The sequence below is a fragment of the Priestia sp. MDV22-iso46 genome, assembly GCF_058629175.1.
In genome coordinates this window covers 24,689-50,749 of sequence record NZ_JBZVWT010000017.1, presented here as the reverse complement: position 1 = coordinate 50,749, position 26,061 = coordinate 24,689, and the positions used below count along the sequence as shown (strand labels likewise).

The 26,061-nt window shown below is 37.7% G+C and carries 22 protein-coding genes and 1 tRNA gene; 21 read left to right on the top strand and 2 right to left on the bottom strand.

Going from position 1 to position 26,061, the window contains the following annotated elements:
* A tRNA-Ala gene (locus AC4NPH_RS29705) sits at positions 1 to 76 on the top strand.
* Positions 77 to 239: 163 nt separating this feature from the next.
* Entirely contained in the window at positions 240 to 1,139 is a 900-nt protein-coding gene (rocF, locus tag AC4NPH_RS29700; protein WP_013054967.1) for an arginase, read from the top strand.
* 82 nt (positions 1,140 to 1,221) lie between these two features.
* On the opposite strand, the gene AC4NPH_RS29695 is transcribed toward rocF, so the two are convergent.
* Complete coding sequence (locus AC4NPH_RS29695; protein WP_223260213.1) at positions 1,222 to 1,392, bottom strand: aspartyl-phosphate phosphatase Spo0E family protein; 171 nt, start codon at positions 1,390 to 1,392, stop codon at positions 1,222 to 1,224.
* A gap of 155 nt (positions 1,393 to 1,547) precedes the next feature.
* Here AC4NPH_RS29695 and sigW point away from each other — a divergent pair, with 155 nt between their 5' ends.
* From sigW to AC4NPH_RS29635, 12 genes are all read left to right on the top strand, one after another.
* Positions 1,548 to 2,111: an RNA polymerase sigma factor SigW gene (gene sigW, locus AC4NPH_RS29690; protein WP_013054969.1), complete on the top strand. Its 564-nt coding sequence runs from the start codon at positions 1,548 to 1,550 to the stop codon at positions 2,109 to 2,111.
* 14 nt (positions 2,112 to 2,125) lie between these two features.
* Positions 2,126 to 2,731: an anti-sigma factor family protein gene (locus tag AC4NPH_RS29685; RefSeq protein WP_013054970.1), complete on the top strand. Its 606-nt coding sequence runs from the start codon at positions 2,126 to 2,128 to the stop codon at positions 2,729 to 2,731.
* A gap of 192 nt (positions 2,732 to 2,923) precedes the next feature.
* On the top strand, positions 2,924 to 3,745 hold the full coding sequence (cdaA, locus tag AC4NPH_RS29680) for a diadenylate cyclase CdaA (protein ID WP_013054971.1): 822 nt from the start codon (positions 2,924 to 2,926) through the stop codon (positions 3,743 to 3,745).
* The gene (locus AC4NPH_RS29675; RefSeq protein ID WP_308334677.1) at positions 3,738 to 5,291 is read left to right on the top strand and encodes a CdaR family protein; all 1,554 of its coding nucleotides are present in this window, start codon (positions 3,738 to 3,740) and stop codon (positions 5,289 to 5,291) included. The genes cdaA and AC4NPH_RS29675 overlap by 8 nt, the downstream gene beginning before the upstream one ends.
* 28 nt (positions 5,292 to 5,319) lie before the next feature.
* Entirely contained in the window at positions 5,320 to 6,666 is a 1,347-nt protein-coding gene (glmM, locus tag AC4NPH_RS29670; protein ID WP_013054973.1) for a phosphoglucosamine mutase, read from the top strand.
* A gap of 430 nt (positions 6,667 to 7,096) precedes the next feature.
* The gene (gene glmS / locus AC4NPH_RS29665) at positions 7,097 to 8,899 is read left to right on the top strand and encodes a glutamine--fructose-6-phosphate transaminase (isomerizing) (protein WP_013054974.1); all 1,803 of its coding nucleotides are present in this window, start codon (positions 7,097 to 7,099) and stop codon (positions 8,897 to 8,899) included.
* A gap of 893 nt (positions 8,900 to 9,792) precedes the next feature.
* A complete protein-coding gene (locus tag AC4NPH_RS29660; RefSeq protein WP_013054976.1) occupies positions 9,793 to 10,509 on the top strand; it encodes a YebC/PmpR family DNA-binding transcriptional regulator in 717 nt (238 codons plus the stop codon).
* A gap of 144 nt (positions 10,510 to 10,653) precedes the next feature.
* Positions 10,654 to 11,988, top strand: coding sequence for an SH3 domain-containing protein (locus tag AC4NPH_RS29655; protein ID WP_013054977.1), 1,335 nt, complete (start codon positions 10,654 to 10,656; stop codon positions 11,986 to 11,988).
* 160 nt (positions 11,989 to 12,148) lie between these two features.
* On the top strand, positions 12,149 to 14,041 hold the full coding sequence (locus AC4NPH_RS29650) for a PTS mannitol transporter subunit IICBA (protein WP_013054978.1): 1,893 nt from the start codon (positions 12,149 to 12,151) through the stop codon (positions 14,039 to 14,041).
* Between the two features lie 60 nt (positions 14,042 to 14,101).
* A complete protein-coding gene (locus AC4NPH_RS29645) occupies positions 14,102 to 16,192 on the top strand; it encodes a BglG family transcription antiterminator (RefSeq protein ID WP_013054979.1) in 2,091 nt (696 codons plus the stop codon).
* A 5-nt stretch (positions 16,193 to 16,197) separates the two neighbouring features.
* Positions 16,198 to 17,340 carry a mannitol-1-phosphate 5-dehydrogenase gene (locus AC4NPH_RS29640; RefSeq protein ID WP_013054980.1) on the top strand — a complete coding sequence of 381 codons (1,143 nt, stop codon included), beginning with the start codon at positions 16,198 to 16,200 and terminating at the stop codon, positions 17,338 to 17,340.
* Between the two features lie 89 nt (positions 17,341 to 17,429).
* Entirely contained in the window at positions 17,430 to 17,915 is a 486-nt protein-coding gene (locus AC4NPH_RS29635) for a VOC family protein (protein ID WP_308334674.1), read from the top strand.
* 37 nt (positions 17,916 to 17,952) lie between these two features.
* Here the strand turns inward: AC4NPH_RS29635 and AC4NPH_RS29630 are convergent, their stop codons facing one another.
* Positions 17,953 to 18,489 carry a L,D-transpeptidase gene (locus tag AC4NPH_RS29630; protein WP_029325467.1) on the bottom strand — a complete coding sequence of 179 codons (537 nt, stop codon included), beginning with the start codon at positions 18,487 to 18,489 and terminating at the stop codon, positions 17,953 to 17,955.
* Between the two features lie 280 nt (positions 18,490 to 18,769).
* On the opposite strand from AC4NPH_RS29630, the gene mscL reads away from it, so the two are divergent.
* The 7 genes from mscL (at position 18,770) to AC4NPH_RS29595 (ending at position 25,966) form a co-directional block, all read left to right on the top strand.
* Positions 18,770 to 19,165: a large conductance mechanosensitive channel protein MscL gene (mscL, locus tag AC4NPH_RS29625; RefSeq protein ID WP_013054983.1), complete on the top strand. Its 396-nt coding sequence runs from the start codon at positions 18,770 to 18,772 to the stop codon at positions 19,163 to 19,165.
* Positions 19,166 to 19,360: 195 nt separating this feature from the next.
* Complete coding sequence (locus AC4NPH_RS29620; RefSeq protein ID WP_308334673.1) at positions 19,361 to 21,430, top strand: LTA synthase family protein; 2,070 nt, start codon at positions 19,361 to 19,363, stop codon at positions 21,428 to 21,430.
* 195 nt (positions 21,431 to 21,625) lie between these two features.
* A complete protein-coding gene (locus tag AC4NPH_RS29615; protein WP_013054985.1) occupies positions 21,626 to 22,168 on the top strand; it encodes a helix-turn-helix domain-containing protein in 543 nt (180 codons plus the stop codon).
* A gap of 20 nt (positions 22,169 to 22,188) precedes the next feature.
* A complete protein-coding gene (locus AC4NPH_RS29610; RefSeq protein ID WP_025601794.1) occupies positions 22,189 to 23,298 on the top strand; it encodes an ABC transporter ATP-binding protein in 1,110 nt (369 codons plus the stop codon).
* Positions 23,288 to 24,088, top strand: coding sequence for an ABC transporter permease (locus AC4NPH_RS29605; protein ID WP_013054987.1), 801 nt, complete (start codon positions 23,288 to 23,290; stop codon positions 24,086 to 24,088). Before AC4NPH_RS29610 ends, AC4NPH_RS29605 begins: the two co-directional genes overlap by 11 nt.
* Before the next feature lies 1 nt (position 24,089).
* Entirely contained in the window at positions 24,090 to 24,896 is an 807-nt protein-coding gene (locus tag AC4NPH_RS29600; protein WP_013054988.1) for an ABC transporter permease, read from the top strand.
* Entirely contained in the window at positions 24,893 to 25,966 is a 1,074-nt protein-coding gene (locus AC4NPH_RS29595; RefSeq protein ID WP_029325470.1) for an ABC transporter substrate-binding protein, read from the top strand. The genes AC4NPH_RS29600 and AC4NPH_RS29595 overlap by 4 nt, the downstream gene beginning before the upstream one ends.
* Positions 25,967 to 26,061 lie beyond the last annotated feature (95 nt).

Below are 26,061 nucleotides of genomic sequence, written 5' to 3'. Positions count from 1 at the left end.
GGGGCCTTAGCTCAGCTGGGAGAGCGCCTGCCTTGCACGCAGGAGGTCAGCGGTTCGATCCCGCTAGGCTCCACCATACATATAAACATACAACCTTTAAGCAAATTGCTTAAAGGTTTTTTTATGTAGTTTCTACAAATTAGAATTGTATATATATTCAAAAAAGTGTCGAGTTGAGCCATCGCTCATTTAGCCGTTACAATAGGAGAGTAGCAACATTTGTGATGGGGGGACATATTATGAATAAGCTTTCAATTATTGGAGTACCAATGGATTTAGGTCAAACTCGCCGAGGGGTCGATATGGGGCCAAGTGCGATACGATATGCAGGTGTTATTGAACGCATCGAGAATATTGGATATAGTGTAGAAGATAAAGGGAATATTGAAATTGCCTTAGCTGAACGAGTACATAGTGATGAAAATACAAACTTAAAGAATTTAAAAGCTGTAGCAGATGCTAGCGAGAGGCTTGCTCAGACCGTAAGTGATGTTATTACAAATAAAAGGTTTCCTTTAGTACTGGGGGGAGATCACAGCATCGCTATCGGAACACTAGCAGGAGTAAGTCGTCATTATAAAAACTTGGGCGTGATTTGGTATGATGCACACGGAGATTTGAATACAGCAGATACGTCTCCTTCAGGAAATATTCACGGTATGCCATTGGCGGCAAGTATAGGTATAGGAGACGACGCATTGACTCGAATTGGTGGTTATACACCTAAAGTCAAGCCGGAAAATATTGTGATTATCGGAGCACGTTCTTTAGATGAAGGAGAAAAAGAGTTAATAAAGGAAAAAGGGATTAAAGTGTATACGATGCATGAGATAGATCGAATGGGTATGACAAAAGTAATGGAAGAAACAATTTTATATTTGCGTGATAAAACAGATGGCGTTCATCTATCACTCGATTTAGATGGATTGGATCCACATGATGCACCTGGAGTAGGAACGCCAGTTATCGGTGGAATAAGCTACAGAGAAAGTCATTTAGCTATGGAGATGTTAGCAGAATCTCAGCTAATCACTTCTGCTGAGTTTGTGGAAGTAAATCCTATTTTAGATGAACGGAATAAAACAGCTACCGTAGCTGTTGCATTAATGGGCTCACTTTTAGGAGAGAAATTAGTATAAAACATTAGTACCTACCAAAAGGTACATGAAATATATATGAAGATAAAAAAAAGAAGCTCTTAGTTCGGATTCGAGAGCTTCTTTATATAGAGAAAAACTTTTCATATTCATTTAATAAACCATCTAGCTCTGAACTTACTCTCACTACTGTTAGTGATGATAAAGGGTTTTCTGCTGCAAGAGTGACCATGTTATTTCTACATTCTTCAATTTGATTCAAAAGGTTCTCTTTTGTATGAGTCAAGCTTTCCACTCCTCTTCTTTTCATCTATACTAATTACATAACCTACGTACGATCTTTTTAAACGTATTTGACAAATTTTTGTTAAAATAATTAAGCATAAGTGAAACTTTATGATAAAGTACACGTATATATACTATCCCGCAATGGGCGGAGGTAACCGTTACATGGATTTATTATTAAAAAGAAAAATAAAAAAAGTAAAAAAAGGTGACCAGGATGCGTTTGCTGACATAGTAGAATATCACAAGGATAAACTTTTTCATCTATGTTATCGAATGTTAGGAAACCGGGAAGAAGCGCAAGACGCTGCCCAAGAAGCGTTTATTCGAGCCTATGTAAATATTCATAGCTATGACACGAGTAAAAAGTTTTCCACCTGGTTATATCGAATTGCTACAAATCTTTGTATTGATCGAATTCGTAAAAAAAAGCCAGACTATTATTTAGATGCAGAAGTAGCCGGGACCGACGGGTTAAATATGTACTCTCAAATAGCTGCCGATCAGGCCTTACCAGAAGAAGAACTAGAGCAAGTAGAATTGCAAGAATTCATTCAGTCGGAAATATTAAAGCTACCTGAGAAATATCGAACTGTCATTGTCCTAAAATATATAGATGAGCTGTCGTTAAAAGAAATCAGCGATATTTTAGACCTGCCTCTTGGTACGGTAAAGACTAGAATTCATAGAGGACGTGAAGCTTTAAGAAATCGACTTCGCCACTTGTAAGGAGTGAACTAAGAATGAAATGTCCAAAAATGTATGTAAATCTCATTCATGAGCATTTAGATGGAGATATTACAAAAGAAAATGAACTGTTATTAAAAGAGCATTTGCATCAATGCAAAGATTGTCAGCAGCATATGCATCAGTTAAAAAGAACCATTGCATTTGTGCAAAGCACTTCTCATATAGAATTACCTATGAACTTTACAGCAGGTGTCATGGCTGGGTTACCACGTGAGAAGAATCGAATTCGAATGAATAGATGGTTTACAAACCACCCGATTCTTAGTGCAGCTGCTGTATTTGTGCTGTTAATGTCCGGCACCGTGTTTTCAGCTTGGGAAACGGATGAAGACTTTTCTGTTTCAAAGCAGTCGAACTTGGTCATTCACGATAAAACAGTCGTTGTACCAAAAGGTGAGACCGTCAAAGGTGATATTACTGTGAGAAATGGCGATATTAAAATTGAAGGAAAAGTAGATGGAAACGTTACTGTTATACATGGTGATAAGTATCTAGCTTCTGCAGGAGAAGTGACAGGCAATATTGAAGAGTTAGACAAGATTTTTGACTGGGTATGGTATAACGTCAAAACTCACGCCAAACAAGCTGTTGACTTTTAATAGTTGAAACATAAAATCGTCCGCTTATCTTGTTAGAGAGGAACAGTGGACGGTTTTATTTATATAAAAAGAAGGCTACATTATATAGGAACAAGGATTTAAAAATAAGATGTAATTTACAGTGTAATTTTGTTTTATGGTATAATAAAACGGTTATGTTATCTTTATTACATATATAGAGGAAGTGAGAAGATGCCTATTGGAGACCTGCCAATCCTCTCATATTTAGGAAAAATTGTTGATGTTCTCCTGGTATGGTTCGTCATATATAAATTAATTATGGTCATAAGAGGTACAAAAGCAGTACAGCTTTTAAAAGGAATCACGGTGATTTTAGTTGTTCGCTTTATAAGTAACTTCCTTGGACTAAATACGCTGCAATGGTTAATGGACCAAGCGTTAACGTATGGGTTTTTAGCTATCATTATTATCTTCCAGCCAGAGCTGCGCCGAGCGCTTGAACAGCTTGGGAGAGGACGTTTGTTTTCACGCAGTAATTTGCCTGAAGAAGATGAGCGTACCGTTACGATTGAGGCGATTATAAAAGCAACGCATTATATGGCTAAAAGACGCATAGGTGCATTGATCTCAATCGAAAGAGAGACGGGTATGGGTGATTATATTGAAACAGGTATACCGCTCAACTCGAATATTTCTTCTGAATTATTAATCAACTTATTTATACCAAATACACCACTTCATGATGGAGCGGTTATTTTACAGCGGGATCAAGTAGCCGCTGCAGCATGTTACTTACCTTTATCTGAAAGTCCTTTTATTTCAAAAGAATTAGGTACTCGCCATCGTGCTGCTGTAGGAATAAGTGAAGTAACAGATAGTGTGACTGTTATTGTATCTGAAGAAACTGGAGGCATTTCCGTTACCAAAAATGGTGAATTGTATCGTGAATTGACAATTGATACATTAAGAGAAATGCTAGAAAAAGAATTAGTCACAACTTCTAAAGCAACTTCTTCCACTCGTTGGCAATGGAGGTTGAAGAAGAATGGATAAATTGATGAATCGATCGTGGGTTATGAAAATTATCGCGTTGCTGTTAGCCTTCATGTTATATTTATCTGTTAATTTAGATGATGGTGCCAGTTCATCAAATAAGATTCTGAACCGAAGCAGTTCTGCCAACACTGGAGTAGAAACATTAACAGATGTTCCAGTTCAAGTATCCTATAATGAGAAGAACAGAATTGTAAGAGGTGTTCCGGATACGGTTATTATGACACTGGAAGGTCCTAAAAATATTTTGGCTCAAACAAAGTTACAAAAAGATTATCAAGCTTATATTGACCTTGATAATTTAAGCTTAGGGCAGCATAGAGTCAAGGTTCAGTATCGAAATATCTCTGATAATTTAAACGTAGTGGTTAAGCCTGATATTGTAAACGTAACAATTGAAGAACGCGATTCAAAACAGTTTTCAGTAGAGGCAAGCTATGATAAAAACAAGGTCAAGAATGGATATGAAGCAGGGGAAGCAACCGTTAGTCCAAGAGCCGTCACGGTAACGGGCGCATCAAGTCAATTAGATCAAGTTGCTTATGTGAAAGCTATTATTGATTTAGATAATGCTTCAAAAACAGTGACGAAACAAGCAACTGTTGTCGCACTAGACAAGAATTTAAATAAATTGAATGTAACAGTTCAACCAGAAACGGTCAATGTAACAATCCCAGTGAGAAATATTAGTAAAAAAGTGCCGATCGATGTGATTCAAGAAGGCACGCCAGGCGACGGTGTCAACATTACGAAGCTAGAGCCTAAAACAGATACAGTGAAAATTATCGGTCCATCTGATTCTTTAGAAAAAATCGATAAAATTGATAATATTCCAGTCGATGTTACCGGTATTACGAAATCTAAAGATATTAAGGTGAACGTCCCTGTTCCAGACGGAATAGATAGTGTAAGTCCTAAACAAATTACCGTTCATGTGGAAGTAGACAAACAAGATGATGAGAAAGACGCAGAAGAAACGGACGCAAGTGCAGCTGAGACTAAGTCATTTAAGAATTTACCGGTTTCTTTAACTGGTCAATCCTCAAAGTACACGTATGAACTGCTTTCTCCTACTTCAGTAGATGCGGATGTAAAAGGACCAAAATCTGATTTAGATAAGTTGACGAAAAGCGGCATTAGCTTGTCAGCGAATGTAGGGAATTTATCTGCCGGGGAGCACACGGTTCCTATTATAATAAATAGTCCCGACTCCGTTACATCAACTCTATCGACTAAACAGGCAAAAGTTCGTGTAACAGCGAAAAAACAATCAGGGACAAATGATGAGCAAACAGATGATAAAGAAACAAGTGGAAGTACGAGCGATAAAGAAACAAAGCCAGACACGGGAACTGGATCAGGAACAAATCCTGGGACGGGAAATTCAGGTGATTCAGCTGATAAACCAAGCGAAGAGACTGATACACCTGAAGACAATACAGATACACCAACAGATAGTACAGAAACTGGTGACGACAGTAGTAATCAAAGTGATGAAAATTCTACACCCGTAGATGGACAGACAGATAATACACCAGGAAACTAAATGTTTTGACATGAAGGAGAGAAAATTAATGGGTAAGTATTTTGGAACAGACGGAGTACGAGGAGTTGCCAATAGTGAATTAACTCCTGAGCTTGCTTTTAAAATTGGACGCTTAGGTGGTTACGTTCTAACAAAAGATTCAGAGCGACCAAAAGTATTAATCGGACGCGATACACGCGTTTCTGGTCATATGTTAGAAGGAGCGCTTGTTGCAGGATTGCTTTCAATTGGAGCAGAAGTTATGCGACTAGGCGTTATTTCAACTCCAGGGGTAGCGTATTTAACAAAAGCACTTGGCGCACAAGCAGGAGTCATGATCTCTGCTTCGCATAACCCAGTTCAAGATAACGGAATTAAATTCTTTGGTCCAGATGGATTTAAACTTTCAGATGCCCAAGAGAATGAAATTGAAGCGTTAATGGATAGTGACACAGATCAATTACCAAGACCTGTTGGGGGAGACTTAGGTCAGGTAAATGACTACTTCGAAGGTGGACAAAAATATCTTCAATACTTAAAACAAACGGTTGATGAAGACTTCTCAGGTATTCATGTGGCATTAGACTGTGCGCACGGGGCAACGTCATCTTTAGCAGCACATTTATTTGCAGATCTAGATGCAGATATTTCTACAATGGGGGCATCTCCAAACGGATTAAACATCAATGACGGTGTAGGATCTACACATCCGGAAGCATTAAGTGCCTTCTTAAAAGAAAAAGGAGCAGATGTTGGGTTAGCATTTGATGGAGACGGAGATCGTTTAATCGCAATCGATGAAAAAGGCGAGATTGTAGACGGTGATCAAATCATGTTCATTTGTGCAAAATACTTGTATGAACAAGGACGTTTAAAGAAAAACACGCTTGTTTCTACCGTTATGAGTAACTTAGGCTTCTATAAAGCACTAGAAGCTAGCGGGATTGAAAGTGCACAAACTGGTGTGGGCGACCGTTATGTAGTGGAAGAAATGAAAGCTAATCAATATAACCTAGGTGGAGAACAGTCAGGTCATATTATTTTCTTAGATTACAACACAACAGGTGACGGTATGCTTTCAGCTATTCAGCTTGTAAACATTATGCAAGCAACGAAAAAGCCTTTATCAGAATTAGCAGCTGAAATGAAGAAATATCCTCAGCTTCTTGTAAATGTAAAAGTAACAGATAAGCATCATGTTACAGATAACGAGAAGGTAAAAGTGGTTATTGAAGAAGTGGAAAAAGAAATGAACGGTAATGGCCGAGTACTTGTACGCCCTTCAGGAACAGAGCCGTTAGTGCGTGTGATGGTTGAAGCACAAACACAAGAAGAATGTGAAACTTATGTAACGCGTATCGTAGAAGTAGTAAAAGAAGAAATGGGCTTAGAGTAATTCATTAATTATATGCATAAGCGGTGACGTTTCAAGCCGTTTATGCATATTTTTATATTGTTGAGAAAAATTCTTGGAAATTATCTGATGCCAAAGGCTGTTTTTGCAGATAATAAAGAAGATAATTGACGTTTTCTCACTTCTTATTGTAATATTAAATCTGTTCGTCTCTTAATTTATGTAAAGGAGTGAACAATCTATTTTAAAAGTGAATACAAAGCGCCTGAACTAAGTAAAGGGACGGAAACGACTTAGTTGACGAGGAGGAGGTTTATCGAAGTATCGGCGGATGCCTCCCGGTTGTTGATTATCACGGCCGAAAACTTGATGTGAAAAACAATGAGGTGACTTATTGGACAAAAGCATTGAGATGATAATCATTGATGATGAAAAGAGACTCTCTTTTCATACATGAAGGAGGATTTTATCTATGTGCGGAATTGTAGGATATATTGGAACAGAAGATTCGAAAGAAATTTTATTACGTGGTCTTGAAAAGTTAGAATATCGTGGCTATGACTCAGCGGGTATTGCAGTTGTTAACAATGAAGGCGTACACGTATTCAAAGAAAAAGGCCGTATTGCAGAATTGCGTCAGGCAGTAGATAACAGTGTTGTAGCACCAGCAGGTATCGGTCATACGCGTTGGGCAACTCATGGTGTACCAAGCCAAGAAAATGCTCACCCGCATCAAAGTACATCTGGACGCTTCACACTTGTGCATAACGGTGTAATTGAAAACTATGCTATTTTGAAACGTGAATATTTACAAGATGTAACGTTCAAAAGCGAAACGGATACAGAAGTAATCGTTCAGTTAATTGAAAAAATCGCAGCAGAAGGCTTAGATGTAGAAGAAGCGTTCCGTAAGACAGTGAGCTTGCTTCACGGTTCTTATGCACTAGCTCTTGTTGATAACAAAGATAAAAATACAATCTACGTAGCTAAAAACAAAAGCCCGCTTCTTGTAGGTGTTGGCGAAGGATTTAACGTTGTAGCGAGCGATGCTATGGCAATGCTTCAAGTAACAGATCAATACGTAGAATTAATGGATAAAGAAACAGTAATTGTTACAAAAGAAGGCGTAACAATTAAAACGCTTGATGGTGAAGTGGTAGAAAGAGCACCTTATACAGCAGAGCTTGATGCAAGTGATATTGAAAAAGGTACGTACCCTCACTATATGTTAAAAGAAATTGATGAGCAGCCTTTAGTTGTTCGTAAAATCATTCAAGAGTATCAAAATGAGAACAATGAACTGCACATTGATGCAGACATTTTAGGAGCAATGGATGAAGCAGACCGCATCTATATCGTAGCATGTGGAACAAGCTATCATGCAGGCCTAGTAGGTAAACAATTCATTGAAACGTGGGCGAAGGTTCCAGTAGAAGTGCACGTAGCAAGTGAATTCTCTTATAACATGCCGCTTTTATCTGAAAAGCCATTGTTTATCTTTATCTCTCAAAGTGGAGAAACAGCTGACAGCCGTGCAGTATTAGTTCAAATTAAAGAACTAGGTTACAAAGCGTTAACAATCACAAACGTTCCGGGATCAACATTATCTCGTGAATCTGATTATACGTTATTACTTCATGCAGGTCCGGAAATTGCTGTAGCATCAACAAAAGCTTACACAGCTCAATTAGCAGTGCTATCAATTCTAGCGGCTGTAACAGCAAAAACACGCGGCATTGAATTAGAATTTGATTTAGTTCAAGAGTTAGCAATCGTAGCAAACACAATGGAAGTACTTTGCGACGACAAAGAAGAAATGGAAAGCATTGCTCTTCAATTCTTAGCAACAACTCGCAACGCATTCTTTATTGGACGTTCTGTCGATTATTATGTAGGTTTAGAAGGTGCGTTAAAACTAAAAGAAATCTCTTACATCCAAGCAGAAGGATTTGCTGGAGGAGAGCTTAAGCACGGAACAATCGCTTTAATTGAAAACAATACGCCAATTATTGCATTAGCAACACAAGAGCATGTAAACTTAAGCATCCGTGGTAACGTAAAAGAAGTAGTAGCACGTGGAGCTAATCCTTGTATCATTTCAATGAAAGGATTAGAAACAGAAGAAGATCGCTACGTGATTCCGAAAGTTCATGAAACACTTTCACCATTAGCAGCGGTTATTCCTTTACAATTAATCTCTTACTACGCTGCACTGCACCGCGATTGTGATGTAGATAAACCACGTAACTTAGCAAAATCAGTTACTGTAGAATAATAAGGTTCTAGACACCCTTCTACTATAGAAGGGTGTTTTTGTATATCCGAGAAAGAGAACAAACACTTGTTTTATCATAAGTCTCATTGAGCTAAAAAATATATTTGCTTGCTCCATTTATTTTATATAATGAAATAGGTAAAGGAACGAACCTCAGCTATTAAAAAGGATGTGGAAAGCATTAGTGGATTGGCTCAAAGTATAAAGTACGTGTTGAGAGGCATCTTTTTTGTCTTGTATTTTCCCTTTTATTTTGTATTTCAAGTCTTTTGTAAAATATGGATATATTTCATCGCTCAGCCCCTCATGTGGATAGGAAAAAGAATCATTCAACCTATCTTTTATTTCATTTGGATATACATCATACGTTTTCTGTTCGTCTACCCTATTTCTTGGCTATGGAATGAGATAATATATCCTTGTATTCTCTTTGTTTGGAAACGATGTTTTTTGCCTATAACTAGATTTATATGGAGGTATGCCGTATATCCTATATTGTATTTAGTTTGTTACCCTTGTTATCTTTTTTGGAAATACCTTGTGCTGCCTTTTTACAATGAAATTGTTCTTCCTGTGCTTTCATTCTGTCAGCGTATCTTTTTCTGTTTCTGGAAGGGATTTAAGTGGATCGGAATTCATATAATCTATTACCCTTTACGCTGGTTTTGGATGACATGTATATATAACCCCCTTAAAAAAGTGTATATCAAAATCATTCAGCCTGTTCTCAAATGGTTTTCTCATTTATTTAGTTAACGAAATATACCAAAAGATTGCTTTTCTTTTTTAAGTATTAAACTCGAAAGATAAGAGGGAATTGATGTATAATAAAAACGGATATATCATTGCCTATTTATTTTATTAGATTCAATTTTGAAAGAGAGTGAAACAATATGGGCCGTAAGTGGAACAATATTAAAGAAAAGAAAGCGTCAAAAGATGCTAATACAAGTCGTATATATGCCAAGTTTGGCCGTGAAATTTATGTGGCTGCGAAACAAGGCGAGCCAGATCCAGAATCAAACCAAGCGTTAAAAGTTGTATTAGAACGCGCGAAAACATACAATGTGCCAAAAGCAATTATTGATCGTGCGATTGAAAAAGCAAAAGGCGGATCAGAAGAAAATTACGATAATCTTCGTTACGAAGGTTTTGGACCAAATGGCTCAATGGTTATCGTAGATGCTCTTACGAATAACGTAAACAGAACAGCTTCAGACGTGCGTGCTGCTTTTGGTAAAAACGGCGGTAATATGGGAGTAAGCGGATCAGTAGCGTACATGTTTGATCCAACAGCTGTTATTGGTGTAGAAGGTAAGGATGAAGAAGAGACGCTAGAACTGTTAATGGAAGCAGATGTAGACGTGCGTGACATTTTAGAAGAAGAAGATTCTGTAATTGTTTATGCTGATCCGGATCAATTCCATGCGGTACAAAAAGCGTTCAACGATGCTGGTATTACGGAATTTACAGTAGCTGAGCAAACGATGCTTGCTCAAAATGATGTCACTCTTCCTGAAGATGCACAAGCTCAGTTTGAAAAAATGATTGATGCATTAGAGGACTTAGAAGACGTGCAGCAAGTATATCACAACGTTGATTTAGGATAATAGTGAAAGAGGCAGACCTATCAAAGAGGTCTGTCTTTTTTTTATAGGCCGTGTGAAAAGCATCTATTGACCCTTTCTCTTCGTTTGGAATATGGTAAGATAATGAATTAAGAATAGAAAATAGTAGAATTTTATAAGAGATAAATGGAGGGAAAGCAGTTGAAAAAATTAATGGTGGGGATGGCGTTAACGGCTACACTTGCAACGGCTGTAACGCCTGGCTTTGGCTCAATTGGGGGAAATCAAGGAAAGGCATATGCAGCGACAGTTACATATAAAGTAACGGCAAGCAAGCTAAATGTGAGAAGCGGAGCGGGAACGAATTACGGGATTATCGGCAGCGTAGTGAAAGATCAAATGCTATCTGTGGTGAGTAAAAGCGGAAGCTGGTACAAAATTAACTATAACGGTCGCACGGGCTACGTAAGCAGTGATTATGTACAAGCATCAGGAACAACAACGCCGCCAGCAGAAAGCACAACGTACACAGTAACGGCAAGCACGCTGAATGTAAGAAGCGGAGCAGGCACTAGCTATGCGTCTATAGGAAGTGTGACAAAAGGCCAGAAGCTGTCTGTGGTGAGCAAAAGCGGAAGCTGGTACAAAATTAACTATAACGGTCGCACGGGCTACGTAAGCAGCGATTATGTACAAGCATCAGGAACAACAACGCCGCCAGCAGAAAGCACAACGTACACAGTAACGGCAAGCACGCTGAACGTAAGAAGCGGAGCGGGCACTAGCTATGCGTCTATAGGAAGTGTGACAAAAGGCCAGAAGCTGTCTGTAGTGAGCAAAAGCGGAAGCTGGTACAAAATTAATTACAACGGCCGCACAGGCTATGTAAGCAGTGACTATGTACAGGCTTCAGCTACAGCGTCTCCAAAGCTCGTAGTCGATTCTTTTAAAACGCTAGGTAACGCTCAGCAAGTCATCTTGGTTACAGCAGATAACTACGATACGAAGTCTGCTAAAATTCAAACGTTTGAAAAAGTTGATGGGAAATGGAAGCAAGTTTTAACTGCGAACGGTGTACTTGGGCAAAAAGGATTTGCTTTATCGAAAAAAGAAGGAGATATGGAATCTCCGACAGGGAAATATACAATTGGCACAGCATTCGGACGCTATGAAAATCCTGGAACTAAGCTTCCATATCGAAAGATTACAGCAAATGATGTGTGGGTAGACGATTCAAAAAGTTCTCTATATAATACGTGGCAGCAAAAGCCGGCTAATGGCCGCTGGACGAGCGCTGAGAACATGGACATCCCGGCTTACGATTATGGGTTTGTCATTAATTATAATGAATCTAGAACGCCAGGAAATGGAAGTGCAATCTTCTTCCATGTAGGAACAAATTATACCGCAGGATGTACGGCTACTTCTAAAGAACAAGTTGTCTCTATTTTAAAATGGTTAAATCCAGAGAAAAATCCGGTTATTATTCAATCTCCTGTAAGTGAATTAGATAAATATTAAGTTAGAAAGCAGCTGAACTTTTACAGTTCAGCTGCTTTTTTATGTAATTAAAAGCTTTGTCTGTCTGTGGTACGACAAAGTTAGTTTTCCTATTCATTGAATGAAAGCGTTTAATCTCTTACGATTAAAGTATCATCACGTAGAGAAAGGAAGAGAGCAAATGGCTCAATCTAATATAAAAGTAGCTGTACAAAAGTTTGGGAACTTTCTAAGTTCAATGGTTATGCCAAATATCGGAGCATTTATTGCATGGGGACTTATTACTGCTTTATTTATTCCAACAGGCTTTTTTCCAAATGAAAGCCTTGCCAAACTAGTGGATCCAATGGTCAAGTATTTGCTTCCGCTGCTAATTGGCTATACAGGAGGAAAGCTTGTACACGATCAGCGCGGAGGCGTTGTAGGTGCTATCGCGACCATGGGCGTCATCGTTGGATCTGATATTCCGATGTTTCTAGGCGCTATGATTATGGGACCGCTTGGCGGTTATATCATCAAGAAGTTTGATCAGTTTATTGAAGGTAAAGTCAAAACAGGATTCGAGATGTTAATTAATAATTTCTCAGCAGGTATTCTTGGAGGAATTCTAGCAATTCTAGCCTTTTTAGGAGTTAGTCCAGCAGTGGACGGATTTACAGGTGCGCTTGTAGTGGGTGTAGATTGGATGGTTGCACATGGCCTTCTTCCACTTACAAGTATTCTAATTGAACCAGCTAAAATTTTATTCTTAAACAATGCTATTAATCACGGTATCTTATCTCCGATCGGAGCAGAACAAATTCGAACAAATGGACAGTCCATTCTATTGTTATTAGAAACAAACCCTGGTCCGGGGTTAGGAATTCTGTTAGCGTATTGCTTCTTTGGAAAAGGAACAGCAAAACAGTCAGCGCCGGGAGCGGCCATCATTCATTTTATTGGCGGAATTCACGAAATTTACTTCCCTTACGTTTTAATGCGTCCGCTTCTAATCATTGCGGCTATTTTAGGAGGAATGAGCGGCGTATTTACATTTGTTCTTTTAGGCGGAGGCTTACAAGCGGTTGCTTCACCAGGAAGTATCTTAGCTATTTTGGCTGCTACACCAGGTAATGCAGGCAGCTATGTTGCAAATATCTCAGGTGTTCTCGTTGCAGCCGTCGTATCGTTTATTGTAGGATCACTCATTTTAAAAACAGGTAAGCAGTCCGAAGATTTAGATGAAGCAGCTCGCAAAATGCAAGAGATGAAGGGCAAGAAGAGTTCTGTAGCAGGAAGCTTTACAAAACAGCAAGGCGAAGTACCAGCAAGCGTTCAGAAAATTGTTTTTGCCTGTGACGCAGGTATGGGATCGAGTGCGATGGGCGCCTCTCTTCTTCGCAAGAAAGTTAAACAAGCAGATTTAAATATTTCGGTAACGAATACAGCGATCAGTAATATTCCAAGTGATGCTCAAATCGTTATTACACAGGAAGAGCTAACGCCAAGAGCTCAAAACAAAGTTCCAGATGCGTATCATATCTCGGTTGATAATTTTCTATCTAGTCCGGAATATGACAAACTAATTGATCAACTAAAAAATGATCATACTACTTCTAAAGCGGAAGAAGAAAAGAGAGTATCTGCAGAAAATAATACAGATAGTAATGATGGTTTATTAAAAGAAGAAAACGTTTTCTTGAATCAGCACTTTTCTTCTAAGGAAGAAGCAATTCGATTTGCAGGAAGCGTGTTAGTAAAAGGCGGATATGTAGAAGAAAACTACGTTGAAGCGATGATTGATCGCGACAATATGACTTCTACTTATATGGGAAATGACGTAGCGATTCCGCACGGTACAGAAGAAGCGAAAAAGAACGTTTTAAGATCCGGTTTTACAGTGATTCAAGTGCCAGAAGGCGTTGATTTTGATGGTGAGAAAGTTCGTTTGATTTTTGGAATTGCCGGAAAAGACGGCACCCATTTAGAAATTTTATCTGGTATCGCGATTACATGTTCTGATATGGACAATATTGAAAAGATGGTTCATGCCAAATCAGCTAAAGAATTAATGGCTATTATTCAAAGTAACTAACGGGATAGAAAGGCATGGAGATGCCTTTTTATCCTTTGTTTATAAATAAGAAAAGAGTTGATGTTCTTGTTTATTACTTCAAGAGAAAAATCAATCATTGAGTTAATTATTAAAACGGCAGGAAAGCATACAGCACTTACACTTGCTACTTTTTTGAATGTAAGTGTAAGAACCGTTCACCGAGATTTGAAGGCAATTGAATCAATACTTAAAAAATTTGATTTGGAGCTGATTCGTACACAAGATGAAGGCCTAATGATTGAAGGTAAAAATGAACAAATTTTTCGTCTTATCCAAGAGCTGATGAAGATTAAAACGACGGATCAGTCTCCACAGGAAAGAAAATTAATTCTTTTAATTCTTCTTCTAGAAGAAGGAGATTCATTTAAATTACAAACGCTGGCTAAAGACTTAGAAGTAAGTATCACTACACTAACTGCTTATTTAGATGAATTAACAGAGTGGTTAACCACATTTGACGTTCTCCTTCATCGAAAAAGAGGGGTGGGAGTAGAGGTTCAAGCTACTGAAGCCAATAAACGGAAAGCATTAGCTAATTATTTTCTTGTTCACTTTAATGAAGAGTTAATTGAGTGCTTGTTTTTAGCAGAAGATCAGCAGCATACGGATGAAACAATTTTGCATTATTTTTATCCGGATTATTTGGCAGAAGTAGACCGAATTGTACATCAAGCGATTAATCAGCATCATTCTAAGCTGGCTGACAGCGATTATATAGGGCTCATTGTTCATATTTGCATTATGATACAGCGAACGAAAAAGCAAATGTATCTAGAAGACGACGGCGGCCAAACGGAAGAGCTGGTAAGTGAAATGTTCTTAATGAAGGATATTTGCCGCGAAATTGAAAGGGTATTTTCTCTTTCTTTTACAGAAAAAGATATTCATTTCTTAGCAGTGCGGCTACGTGCAGCAAAATTCCAAACTACTAGAGACGTATATTACGACAGCGTAGTGGTTGGGCAGATTATTAAGAATATGATTGCTCATGTTTCTGTTCAGCTTAACACCGACTTAACCGGTGATTTTTCCCTTTATCAAGGGTTACTTGCTCATATGGAACCGGCAATTTTTCGCCTTAAGCAAAAAATGGAGCTTTTTAATCCATTAACAGAAGAGATTAAGAAAAAGTATCCTGTTTTATTTATGGCTGTGAGAAACAGTATCGATCAAGAGCTGCCGGATTTAGTTTTTCCAGATGATGAAGTGGCATATCTTGTTTTGCATTTTGGTTCAACGCTAGTGCTAAAAGAAGAAGTCATGGAAATTCAGGCACTGATTGTATGTCCAACTGGAATTGGCACCTCGAAAATGTTAGCTAGCCGTATTCGTAAAGAGATTCCGGAGATTAATTCAGTTGTCATTAAATCGGTAAAAGAAATCAAAGAAGCCGCGCTTGAAGGGTATGACGTAGTGATTTCAACAGTAAGACTGCCTTTTTTAAATGTCGATTACATTTTAGTCAATCCACTCTTAACCGAAGAGGATATTCAATCCGTCCAGAATTTTTTACAGAAAAACATTCAAAAGTTAACCAAGGATAAGGACTATCGTTCGTTCCAATATAAAAATAAGACCGTTTCTACAGAAAAGCCGTCTTTTGAGGAAACGATGAAACAAATTAAAGATGTGCATGGAAGTATCGAATCAATTCTTCAAAACCTTAGAATGTATCGATTTTCGGATGCAGTGAGTCACGATCAAGTGATTTCGCACGTAGTACGCGCCGCTGAAAAAGAACGTTTAATAACCAATGCCAGCTGCGTTATTCATCAGCTTAAGGAACGAGAAAACAAAGGCGGTTTAGGCATTCCGCAAACGAGTATGGCACTGTTCCATTGCCGTGAACATCACGTGAAAGAGCTGATTTTTCAAGTTTCACATTTAGAACAGCCTTGCACAGTTAAAGGTATGGACGGAACAAACATGCAGGCGCGTAACCTTCTATTAATGCTCGCACCTGAAGAGTTAAGTGAAGCACAGCAAGAAATCTTAAGTTTAATTAGTACCAGTTTAATTGAAGACCATGAAGCAATGATGATTTTTTCGTCTTCGAACGAAGAGATAATTCGCAAAAAGCTAGAGGATACGTTTCATGAATACCTTCGAAATAATTTGATAAAGGAATGATTTTTGTGAAGCAAGCAGTTCATTTTGGAGCAGGCAATATTGGTCGAGGATTCATTGGGGCATTGTTTTCTCAAAGCAACTATCACGTCACATTCGTAGATATTGCTGAAAAGGTTATTAATCAGTTAAACGCAGATAAAGGGTATAACGTAGTGACAGCTGCAGAGCACGCGGAGACATTAGCTGTTCAAAACGTATCTGGTTTAAATAATCTGACACAAGAACAAGCCGTCATTAAAGCGATTAAAGAAGCAACGTACATTACGACGGCCATCGGACCGAACGTTCTGCCGCGAATTGCTCCTTTAATTGCTAAAGGTTTGGCTGAACGTGTAAAAACAAGCGACGAAAATGTATATGTGATTGCATGTGAAAATCAAATCTCTGCGACAGATTTATTAAAAGGCTATATTTTTGACGCGCTGGATGAAGAGACAAAAGCTCATATGATAAATAAGGTCTTTTTCTTTAATTCAGCTGTAGATCGTATCGTGCCTATTCAGCATAACCAAGGTTCGCTTGATGTTTTAGTAGAATCCTATTATGAATGGGTAGTAGAGGCACCTGAAGATATTCCTTTTGTAGAAGGAATGACGATTGTGCCTGACCTTGCTCCTTTTATTGAAAGAAAGTTATTTACAGTGAATACGGGACACGCGGTAATTGCATATTTTGGTTATTTAAAAGGAAAAGAAACGATTGATCAAACGTTAAGAGATTCAGATATTTACGAACAAGTACAGCAAACGCTACAAGAAACAGGAAACTATCTAATTAAAAGATATGACTTAGATAGAGAGGAACACGAAGCCTATATTACTAAAATCATTGAACGCTTTAAAAATCCTCATTTAAATGATTCAGTTAAAAGGGTAGGAAGAGCGCCAATTCGCAAGCTTGGACCTCAGGATCGCTTGATTCGTCCAGCGCTAGAAGCAAAAAAAGTGGGCCTTTCTTACACCTACTTGGCAAAGGCTATCGCCGCTGCGCTTTTATTTGACCCGCAAGAAGATAAAGAGGCTATGAAGCTTCAAGCGAATATTCATGAGTATGGTATTGAGTACGTGTTAAAAGAGGTTAGTGGGTTAGAGGCAAGTGATGATTTAACAAAAGAAATCATTGCTCAATATAATGCTTTAAAGTCGTGAATGAATTTAGTGCGTGTAAACAGTCCATTTTAAATGGGCTGTTTTTCTTTTAGCAGAAAGGGAATGTTTGTGTATAGGAGGATGATAAAATGGTAGCTATTACACACGTTGGGTTAGCTGTGCCTGATATAGAAGAAGCCGTGCAGTGGTATGAAAAAGTTTTAGGTTTTAAGCTGATTGCTGGTCCTTATACGTTTAATGCGGAGGAAGAACAAGCTGAAAATATGACTCAAGATTTACTGGGGTCTCATATCAAAAAAATGAAAAATGCTCACATGACAGCTGACAACCAGGTAGGCATTGAACTGTTTGAATTTAATAAGCCGCAAATGCCGCTTGTATTAAAAGACAGCGATGAGCAGTATCAAAGTTATTTTCACATGTGTTTAATAGCCGATGACGTGGAAAAATTAGCGGATAAAATTGAACAATCAGGCGGTAAAAAGCGCAGCCAAGTATGGAATACAAGACCTGAAAAACCTTATTACTTAATTTATTGCGAAGATCCGTTTGGGAATATTATTGAGCTATATTCACACAGTACGGAGCTCATGTATGGGAATAGAGAAGAATAAAAGCTTATCCAGATTTCTTGGATAAGCTTTTATTCTTTCATGGCTGCCCGTAGCCGTATACCTTTGCCAGCTCTTCGAAGGTTTTTGATGAATAGGTAATAGTTACAGATGTTCCTACTGCCACTTTATCAAATAATTCTTCGATATCCGCATTATGCATTCGTACGCAGCCGTGGCTTACATATTTGCCGATGCTATCTTCTGAGTTATTGCCGTGAATAGCGTATGTGTCGCCGGTTGTGCCGTTTGCATTAAGCCCTAGCCAGCGAGAGCCAAGAGGATTATTAGGAGCGCCTCCTGCAATATGCCCTGTATAGTAAGGGCGATTTTTAATTTTGTTAACAATCTTGAAAAAGCCTACCGGCGTATCGCTCCATGTTTTTCCCGTAGCTACTGAATACGTCTTTTCTAACTTTCCATTATGAAAATAAGCAAGCTGATTTGTTTTTTTATTAATAATAATTAAATCTCCACTTGTTGCGTTTTCACTTGCATTCGCCGCACTTGCTGTATAAGAAATGCTGATAATAGCTGCGAGGCATAAAGCAGCTGCTCGCAGTATAATTTTTCTCACGTTCTAGCCATCTCCTCTATTGTTCGTTTACATATTTGATGAATTACATGCTATTAGTGTATAAAAGGAAAATGGACTGAATATGAACCTTTCCTGAATGAAAACTGAAAGTGCATTTTATTTATAAGCGAATATAAAGTAAAAATCTGGGCAGAAATACAACTAAAGGTCTGGTATATATCTCATAAAAAAGAGAAAAGTGAAAATGCACCTTGTATGTTTAATTTAGGATGTATTATCATGAAAGTTTGAAATGAAGGGCAGGAGGTGGAAGAAACAGATGCTTAAAGAATTTAAAGAGTTTGCTTTGCGTGGAAATGTATTGGATTTAGCTGTCGGTGTTATTATTGGAGCGGCATTTGGAAAAATTGTAACGTCTCTTGTAAATGATATTATTATGCCGCTGATTGGTTTGTTGTTAGCAGGGATAGACTTTAAAGATTTATCCTTCACGGTTGGAAAAGCTACGGTATTATATGGATCTTTTATTCAAACAATTGTTGATTTCTTAATTGTCGCATTCTCGATTTTCTTATTTGTTCGTTTCTTTAATCGTTTTAAGAGAAAAGAAGAAGAGAAAGTAGAGGAGGAAATGGCTGTTCTGTCAAAAGAAGAAGAGATTTTAACAGAAATTCGTGATCTGCTAAAAGCAGAAGCAGTGAAAGAGCGTTCATAACAACAATTTTTACATATGTATAAAACGGCTAAGAGGCCCGTCTTTTCATAAGAAAAGCGGGCTTTTTTCGTGTGAAATTTCTCGGGAAATGTTAGTGGTATAATCATGGGAAAATTAGGCGTGAAAGTGAGAGAGATAGGAATGTTAAAATCATATTAAAAGTGTTAAGATATTGTAAATAGGAGGCTTAAGGTTATGTTTAAACATTTGTATCGTTCTTTGCCAATGCTGGCAGCGTATGGCCTGCTTAGCGTTTTTTTATACAGTGTTGTTATGTTTAATGTATCAAATGACACAAAAATGTTGTTTGACTGGGCCCAAATCCATACAGCTGGGTTCGTAGTATTAATAGGGGGATGCTCACTTGTCTTATGGGCGCTCACTTTCTATTTGCTACTTCGATTTAATCAGATAGAGAGAATACAAGGTTCGCAGTGGTATGCCATTTTTACGGCAATTGTGTTTTCAATTGCGGTAGCAGCGGTTTCTGCTATGGTTTTTGTTATATATCATATTGATATACATAATCCAGGCAAAACAATAGAGTGGATGCAAGCATATCCCGAACGCTATCTTTTTACGGTATTTTTACTTTCGCTGTTAACACTAGCGATCATTATGCTAGTAGGAGAAGCTTATTTAGGGGCTGGGATTACCTTTGTTCTGTATTTTATTTTAGCTCTTGTAAACTATTATAAAAAAATCTTTCGAAATGAACCATTGTTCCCGAACGATTTTATTCAGGCGAGTCAGTTAAAAGAAGTTATTCCGATGATTAAAGATTCGATTTCAATTCCTATTGTAATAGGAGTTATTGGATCCATTGTCGTACTGATCGCTCTTTGGTTTTTCTTGCCGAAAATTAAAATTCGATGGTTTCTTCGAATTATTATGATTCTGCCGCTCATCTTTTTAATGAAATCATTTTTATTCTTTGAACACTCGTTTGCTCAAAAATATTATGATCAATATGCTGCGCTGATGCCTTGGAATCAGCAAAATAATTATTACTATAATGGACCTGTTATTGGCATGATTTCAAATGTTAAAACAGATGTGCTGCAAGAGCCGGATGACTACTCACAAGAAGTAATGGCCAAAGTGGCAAAGCGGATTCAGTCAAAGGAAGAGAAAACACAAGAAAGCAATGCTGAAGTCAAACCAAACGTCGTGTTTGTGATGAACGAAACGTTTTGGGACCCAACAAAGCTTAGCGTGACGTTCTCTGAAGATCCAATGAAAAATACAAGAGAACTTCAAAAGAAATATCCTTCTGGGTGGTCTTTAAGTCCTTCATTTGGCGGGGAGACAGCTAATGTGGAATTTGAAGCGCTGACGAGCTACTCTTTGTCTTTCTTTAACCCTGGAGGCCTTCCTTATCAGCATGTATTGAGTAAAAAAGAATATCCGTCTTTTGTTTCTTATTTAGAAAAACAAGGCTATGCTACAACAGCTATGCATCCAAACAGCGGTATGCTTTATATGAGGCAAAATGTGTATCCAAATTTGGGATTTGATCAAGTGAAGTTTATTGATCAAATGAAGCATACGCAAAAAGATAACAAAGAATTTGTTTCCGATGAAGCGGTAGTTGATGAAGTACTCGATATGCTTCGTCAGTCGAAAAAGCCTGCATTTGTGCATGCTGTAACGATTGCAAATCATCTTCCTTATTCAGCGGATAAGTATAACGGTCAGGAAACCATTAAAGTAACCGGTAAAGGGTTATCACCGGAAATGCAAAAGGAAATTGAAATTTATGCTGAAGGAATTAAACGTTCAGATGCTGCTTTAAAACGATTGAACGATGAAATTCAAAAGCTGGACGAGCCAACCATTGTAGTATTTTGGGGAGATCATTTGCCAGCACTTGGACAAAACCTTCAAGCTTACAAAGAAACGGGTTTTGGAAACGAGAAAACGCAGCAAACATCTCAAAAATTTTATGAGACGCCGCTCTTATTTTTATCTAATTACGATACGAAAATAGATAAAAATCTCGGTACGATGAGTCCTATTTATATTGCTCCGACGCTTGCTCAATCTCTTGGTTACAAAAGTAATCTGTTCTACGATCAGTTGAATCAAATGAAAACAGAAGTGCCGGCTTTTCGTTCAAATATGTATATAGATTCAAAAGGAAAGCTAGTGGATGATCCGGCAGCGCTATCTAAAAAAGCTGCAAAAGACCTTCAAGATTACCATGAAGTTGAGTTTGATACATTATCTGGGAAACAGTACGAAACGCATAAGTTGTATAAATAAAAATAAAAACTCCTTTTAAATAAAAGGAGTTTTTATTTTTTAAGTGTTTAAGGTTGTACTAAAAAATAATTCATGTATAATATTTTAAGGTTAAAAGTAAACTTTAAGTTAAGTAAAACAAAACTTGAGTTTGGAACAGCATGAACAATCATTCATGCTGTTTGCTAATTTTAAATACAGTTGAGGATCGAGAGTATGGAAATAGGAAAGAAAATTAAAAATTTACGATTAAAAAAAGGTTTAACACAAGAAGAGCTAGGAGAACGTACTGATTTAAGCAAAGGCTATATTTCGCAGCTAGAGCGCGATTTAAGTTCGCCGTCTTTAGAAACATTTTTTAGTATTTTGGAAGTGCTAGGATGCGAACCGAAAGAATTCTTCGAAATTGATACGCATGTTCAAAAGGTTGTATACAGAGAGGAAGACTACACGAGTTATTGCGAAGATGAAAAAGGTTACCATATTCAGTGGCTTGTGCATGAATCAAATGAAAAAGAAATGGAGCCAATTCGTCTTATTCTTCATGAAAAAGGTGCATTTAAGAGATTTGAGCCTTCCCTTTCAGAAACGTTTGGCTACATTTTGCGCGGGTGTGTGAAGGTGAAGCTTGGAGGCAGAATATATGAAGCCAAACAAGGAGAAACCATCTATTTTCAAGCTTCTGAAGAACATCAGATTTTAAATGCTCATGACGGAATAACAGAGTTAATTATCGTGGCGACAGAGTCTTATTTATAGAACAAAAGAGGTGAAGTGAAATGACATCTACGAATACAATTATTCAATTTGAAAATGTGACCAAGCAATATGATAATGATTCAGTTGTATTGGATCATGTAAGCTTTGAAATTGAAAAAGGGAAATTTTATACCCTCTTAGGTCCATCGGGATGTGGAAAGACAACGATTTTACGATTAATTGCAGGCTTTACGGAAGCCTCAAGCGGAACGATTTATTTTAATGGGAAAAGAATTAATGATGTTCCGGCTAACAAACGTCAGGTTAATACGGTTTTTCAAGACTACGCGCTTTTCCCCCATTTGAATGTATTTGAAAATGTAGCATTTGGTCTTCGAATCAAGAAGATGAAAAATGCTGATATTACAATAAAAGTTAAAGAAGCCCTTCGTTTTGTTAACTTAGAAGGATATGAAAACAGAGAAATAAAGGAAATGTCGGGCGGCCAAAGACAGCGCGTAGCAATTGCACGAGCAATTGTAAATCAGCCCGAAGTCATTTTGCTGGACGAGCCGCTTTCAGCTCTTGATCTAAAATTGCGTACGGAAATGCAATACGAGTTAAGAGAATTACAGCGTCGTCTAGGTATTACGTTCATTTTTGTTACGCACGATCAAGAAGAAGCGCTTGCGATGTCCGATGAAATCTTTGTTTTGAATAAAGGAAGAATTCAGCAGAGCGGGGAACCTACAGATATTTATGATGAGCCAATTAATCGTTTTGTTGCCGATTTTATTGGTGAATCAAATATTGTACCAGGTAAAATGATTGCTGACTTTTTAGTGGAGTTTGGCGGCCAGCAATTTGAATGTGTTGATCAAGGATTAAACCAAAATGAGCAGGTTGAAATTGTGATTCGTCCTGAAGATTTAGCCATTACAAGCTCCGATCAAGGAAAGCTGCAGGTTCGTGTAGATTCACAGCTGTTCAGAGGAGTCCATTATGAAATTTTAGGCTATGACCATGCAGGGAATGAGTGGCTCGTTCACTCTACGAAAAAGGCAACGGTTGGCGAAGAAATTGGTTTATATTTTGAACCTGAAGCTATTCATGTTATGCGATTTAATGAAACGGAAGAAGAATTCGATAAGCGACTCGAAGGTTATGAAGAGGATTACGATGCAAACTAAATCAAGAAATATTTACTTAGTCCCTTACGTGTTATGGATTTTGCTTTTTGTAGTTGCTCCCATTGTATTAGTTGTCTATTATTCTTTTTTCAGCATCGATAATGAGCTGACGCTTGAAAACTATAAGAAATTTTTTACCCCAGTTTATTTACAGATGACACTGAGTTCATTTTGGTATGCTTTTTTAATTACGTTATTTTCATTGGTTTTTTCTTATCCTACAGCTTATTTACTAACGAAGCTTAAGCACAAGCAGCTTTGGCTTCTACTGATTATTTTACCGACGTGGATTAACCTATTATTAAAAGCTTATGCTTTTTTAGGTATATTTGGCACGTATGGTACGGTTAATAAGTTTACTGAATTTCTGGGACTTGGTACTCATCAAATTTTATTTACTGACTTTAGTTTTGTATTTGTATCGGTGTATATTTTTATCCCCTTTATGATTTTGCCGATCTTTAACTCTTTAGAAGAACTTAATCCCTCGCTTATCTACGCTTCGCGAGACTTGGGGGCATCTTCATGGGTGACATTTAAGCGCGTGGTATTTCCGCTAACGCTAGAAGGGGTTAAATCAGGTTGTCAGGCTGTTTTTATTCCAGCACTATCACTCTTTATGATTACGCGTTTAATTGCTGGAAACCGCGTCATTACACTGGGAACAGCGATTGAACAACATTTTTTAGTGACGCAGGATTGGGGCATGGGCGCCACAATAGCCGTCTTTTTAATTATTGCGATGGCCGTTATGATGCTCATAACAGGCACTGGAAAGAGAGGTGTGTAAAATGAAGAGAAAGTGGAAGTTCAGCCACCTTTATTTATTTTTTGTGTTTTTCATTTTATACGCGCCCATTTTTTATTTAATGTATTACTCTTTTAACAGCGGAGGGAACATGCGTGAATTTGAAGGGTTTACGTTAGATTGGTACAAAGAAGTGTTTCAAGACACACGTTTGCTTATTATTGTCTTGAATACCCTTATTATTGCTCTATTGTCTTCGGTTATTTCAACTATTATTGGCGTGATAGGGGCACTTGCTATCGTATACGTGAAGCGCAGACGTGTTCAAAATACGCTGTTAACATTTAATAATGTGTTAATTGTGAGTCCAGATGTTATTATTGGAGCATCTTTTTTAATTCTATTTACCATTATCGGTGTAAAGCTCGGATTTATATCGGTATTATTAGCGCATATTGCATTCAGTGTACCGATTGTGGTCATCATGGTTCTGCCTAAGCTGCAGGAAATGAGTCCGACACTGCTCGATGCAGCCCGTGATTTGGGAGCAAGCCGCTTTGAAGTACTTTCGAAAGTGGTATTGCCATTTATTCGTCCTGGTATCTTTGCAGGCTTTTTTATGGCTTTAACTTACTCTTTGGATGACTTTGCGGTTACGTTCTTTGTGACCGGGAACGGTTTTTCCACGCTTTCAGTAGAAATTTACTCGTTAGCAAGAAGAGGGGTCTCGCTGAAAATCAATGCTCTTTCTACTCTTATTTTCATGTTTACCGTGCTGATTGTAATTGGTTATTACTTTATCAGTCAGCGATATAGCAATAAAGTGAAAGGGGTGGCGACTGGAAAATGAAGCAATTAGCAAAGCCGTTTATCTTCATCGTCATCCTTTCTTTCGTTCTTATGTATGTGGTTCATCATTTGAACAATGCCGAAGGATACTCTGGAGGAGATACGCTGACTGTCTATAATTGGGGAGATTATATTGATCCTGATTTAGTGAATCAGTTTGAAAAAGAAACCGGAATTAAAGTCATTTATCAGACTTTTGATTCGAATGAAGCAATGATGACCAAAATTGAACAAGGCGGTACGACATTTGATATTGCTGTGCCTTCTGAGTACGCGATTAGCAAGATGCGTGAAGAAAATTTACTATTGCCAATTGATCATTCGAAGCTGCCTAATCTAAAATACATTAATCCGCGTTTTTTAGACTTATCCTTTGATCCTGGCAATAAGTACTCTATTCCTTATTTTTGGGGAACTGTGGGTATTGTGTATAACTCTGATATGATTCATGGTAAGAAGATAAAAAGTTGGGATGATTTATGGGATCCTAAGCTGAAAAATCAAATTTTACTTGCAGATGGCGCTAGAGAAGTGATGGGAATGGGGCTAAACAGCTTAAATTATTCATTAAATGATACGAATAAAGCCCATCTTCAAGAAGCAAAAAGAAAGCTTGATACATTAACACCAAATGTTAAAGCCATTGTAGGAGACGAGATTAAGATGCTCCTAGCAAATGAAGAAGCGGCAATTGGCGTTGTTTGGTCAGGCGATGCTTCTGAAATTATGAGTGAAAACGATAAGCTGAATTACGTTGTTCCAGAAGAAGGTTCAAATTTATGGTTTGATAACATGGTTATTCCCAAAACGGCTAAAAACGTAGAAGGCGCACATAAATTCATGAATTTTATGTTAGATCCTAAACACGCTGCTCAAAACGCGGAATATGTAGGGTATTCTACGCCTAATAAACAAGCGTTAGATTATTTGCCAAAAGAAGTAGCGGAAGATGAACGTTTTTATCCAGAGGAAGAACTAACAAAAAAGCTTGAAGTATATAATAACTTAGGCAAACGAATGCTTGCTTATTACAATGAATTATTTTTAGAATTTAAAATGCACCGTAAATAAAAGGAACTTAATTAGGTCTTTATACTTAAGTTCTTTATTGTTTTTGTAAATTCAGTTGCGTGATAGAAAGAGGAAAGATAAAATACAAACGAGTA

What these genes read in the sequence shown, in the direction of transcription:
- rocF (WP_013054967.1), top strand. Translation starts at nt 240, where the DNA reads ATGAATAAGCTTTCAATTATTGGAGTACCAATGGATTTAGGTCAAACT.
- sigW (WP_013054969.1), top strand. Translation starts at nt 1,548, where the DNA reads ATGGATTTATTATTAAAAAGAAAAATAAAAAAAGTAAAAAAAGGTGAC.
- AC4NPH_RS29685 (WP_013054970.1), top strand. Translation starts at nt 2,126, where the DNA reads ATGAAATGTCCAAAAATGTATGTAAATCTCATTCATGAGCATTTAGAT.
- cdaA (WP_013054971.1), top strand. Translation starts at nt 2,924, where the DNA reads ATGCCTATTGGAGACCTGCCAATCCTCTCATATTTAGGAAAAATTGTT.
- AC4NPH_RS29675 (WP_308334677.1), top strand. Translation starts at nt 3,738, where the DNA reads ATGGATAAATTGATGAATCGATCGTGGGTTATGAAAATTATCGCGTTG.
- glmM (WP_013054973.1), top strand. Translation starts at nt 5,320, where the DNA reads ATGGGTAAGTATTTTGGAACAGACGGAGTACGAGGAGTTGCCAATAGT.
- glmS (WP_013054974.1), top strand. Translation starts at nt 7,097, where the DNA reads ATGTGCGGAATTGTAGGATATATTGGAACAGAAGATTCGAAAGAAATT.
- AC4NPH_RS29660 (WP_013054976.1), top strand. Translation starts at nt 9,793, where the DNA reads ATGGGCCGTAAGTGGAACAATATTAAAGAAAAGAAAGCGTCAAAAGAT.
- AC4NPH_RS29655 (WP_013054977.1), top strand. Translation starts at nt 10,654, where the DNA reads ATGGAGGGAAAGCAGTTGAAAAAATTAATGGTGGGGATGGCGTTAACG.
- AC4NPH_RS29650 (WP_013054978.1), top strand. Translation starts at nt 12,149, where the DNA reads ATGGCTCAATCTAATATAAAAGTAGCTGTACAAAAGTTTGGGAACTTT.
- AC4NPH_RS29645 (WP_013054979.1), top strand. Translation starts at nt 14,102, where the DNA reads ATGTTCTTGTTTATTACTTCAAGAGAAAAATCAATCATTGAGTTAATT.
- AC4NPH_RS29635 (WP_308334674.1), top strand. Translation starts at nt 17,430, where the DNA reads ATGGTAGCTATTACACACGTTGGGTTAGCTGTGCCTGATATAGAAGAA.
- mscL (WP_013054983.1), top strand. Translation starts at nt 18,770, where the DNA reads ATGCTTAAAGAATTTAAAGAGTTTGCTTTGCGTGGAAATGTATTGGAT.
- AC4NPH_RS29620 (WP_308334673.1), top strand. Translation starts at nt 19,361, where the DNA reads ATGTTTAAACATTTGTATCGTTCTTTGCCAATGCTGGCAGCGTATGGC.
- AC4NPH_RS29615 (WP_013054985.1), top strand. Translation starts at nt 21,626, where the DNA reads ATGGAAATAGGAAAGAAAATTAAAAATTTACGATTAAAAAAAGGTTTA.
- AC4NPH_RS29610 (WP_025601794.1), top strand. Translation starts at nt 22,189, where the DNA reads ATGACATCTACGAATACAATTATTCAATTTGAAAATGTGACCAAGCAA.
- AC4NPH_RS29605 (WP_013054987.1), top strand. Translation starts at nt 23,288, where the DNA reads ATGCAAACTAAATCAAGAAATATTTACTTAGTCCCTTACGTGTTATGG.
- AC4NPH_RS29600 (WP_013054988.1), top strand. Translation starts at nt 24,090, where the DNA reads ATGAAGAGAAAGTGGAAGTTCAGCCACCTTTATTTATTTTTTGTGTTT.
- AC4NPH_RS29595 (WP_029325470.1), top strand. Translation starts at nt 24,893, where the DNA reads ATGAAGCAATTAGCAAAGCCGTTTATCTTCATCGTCATCCTTTCTTTC.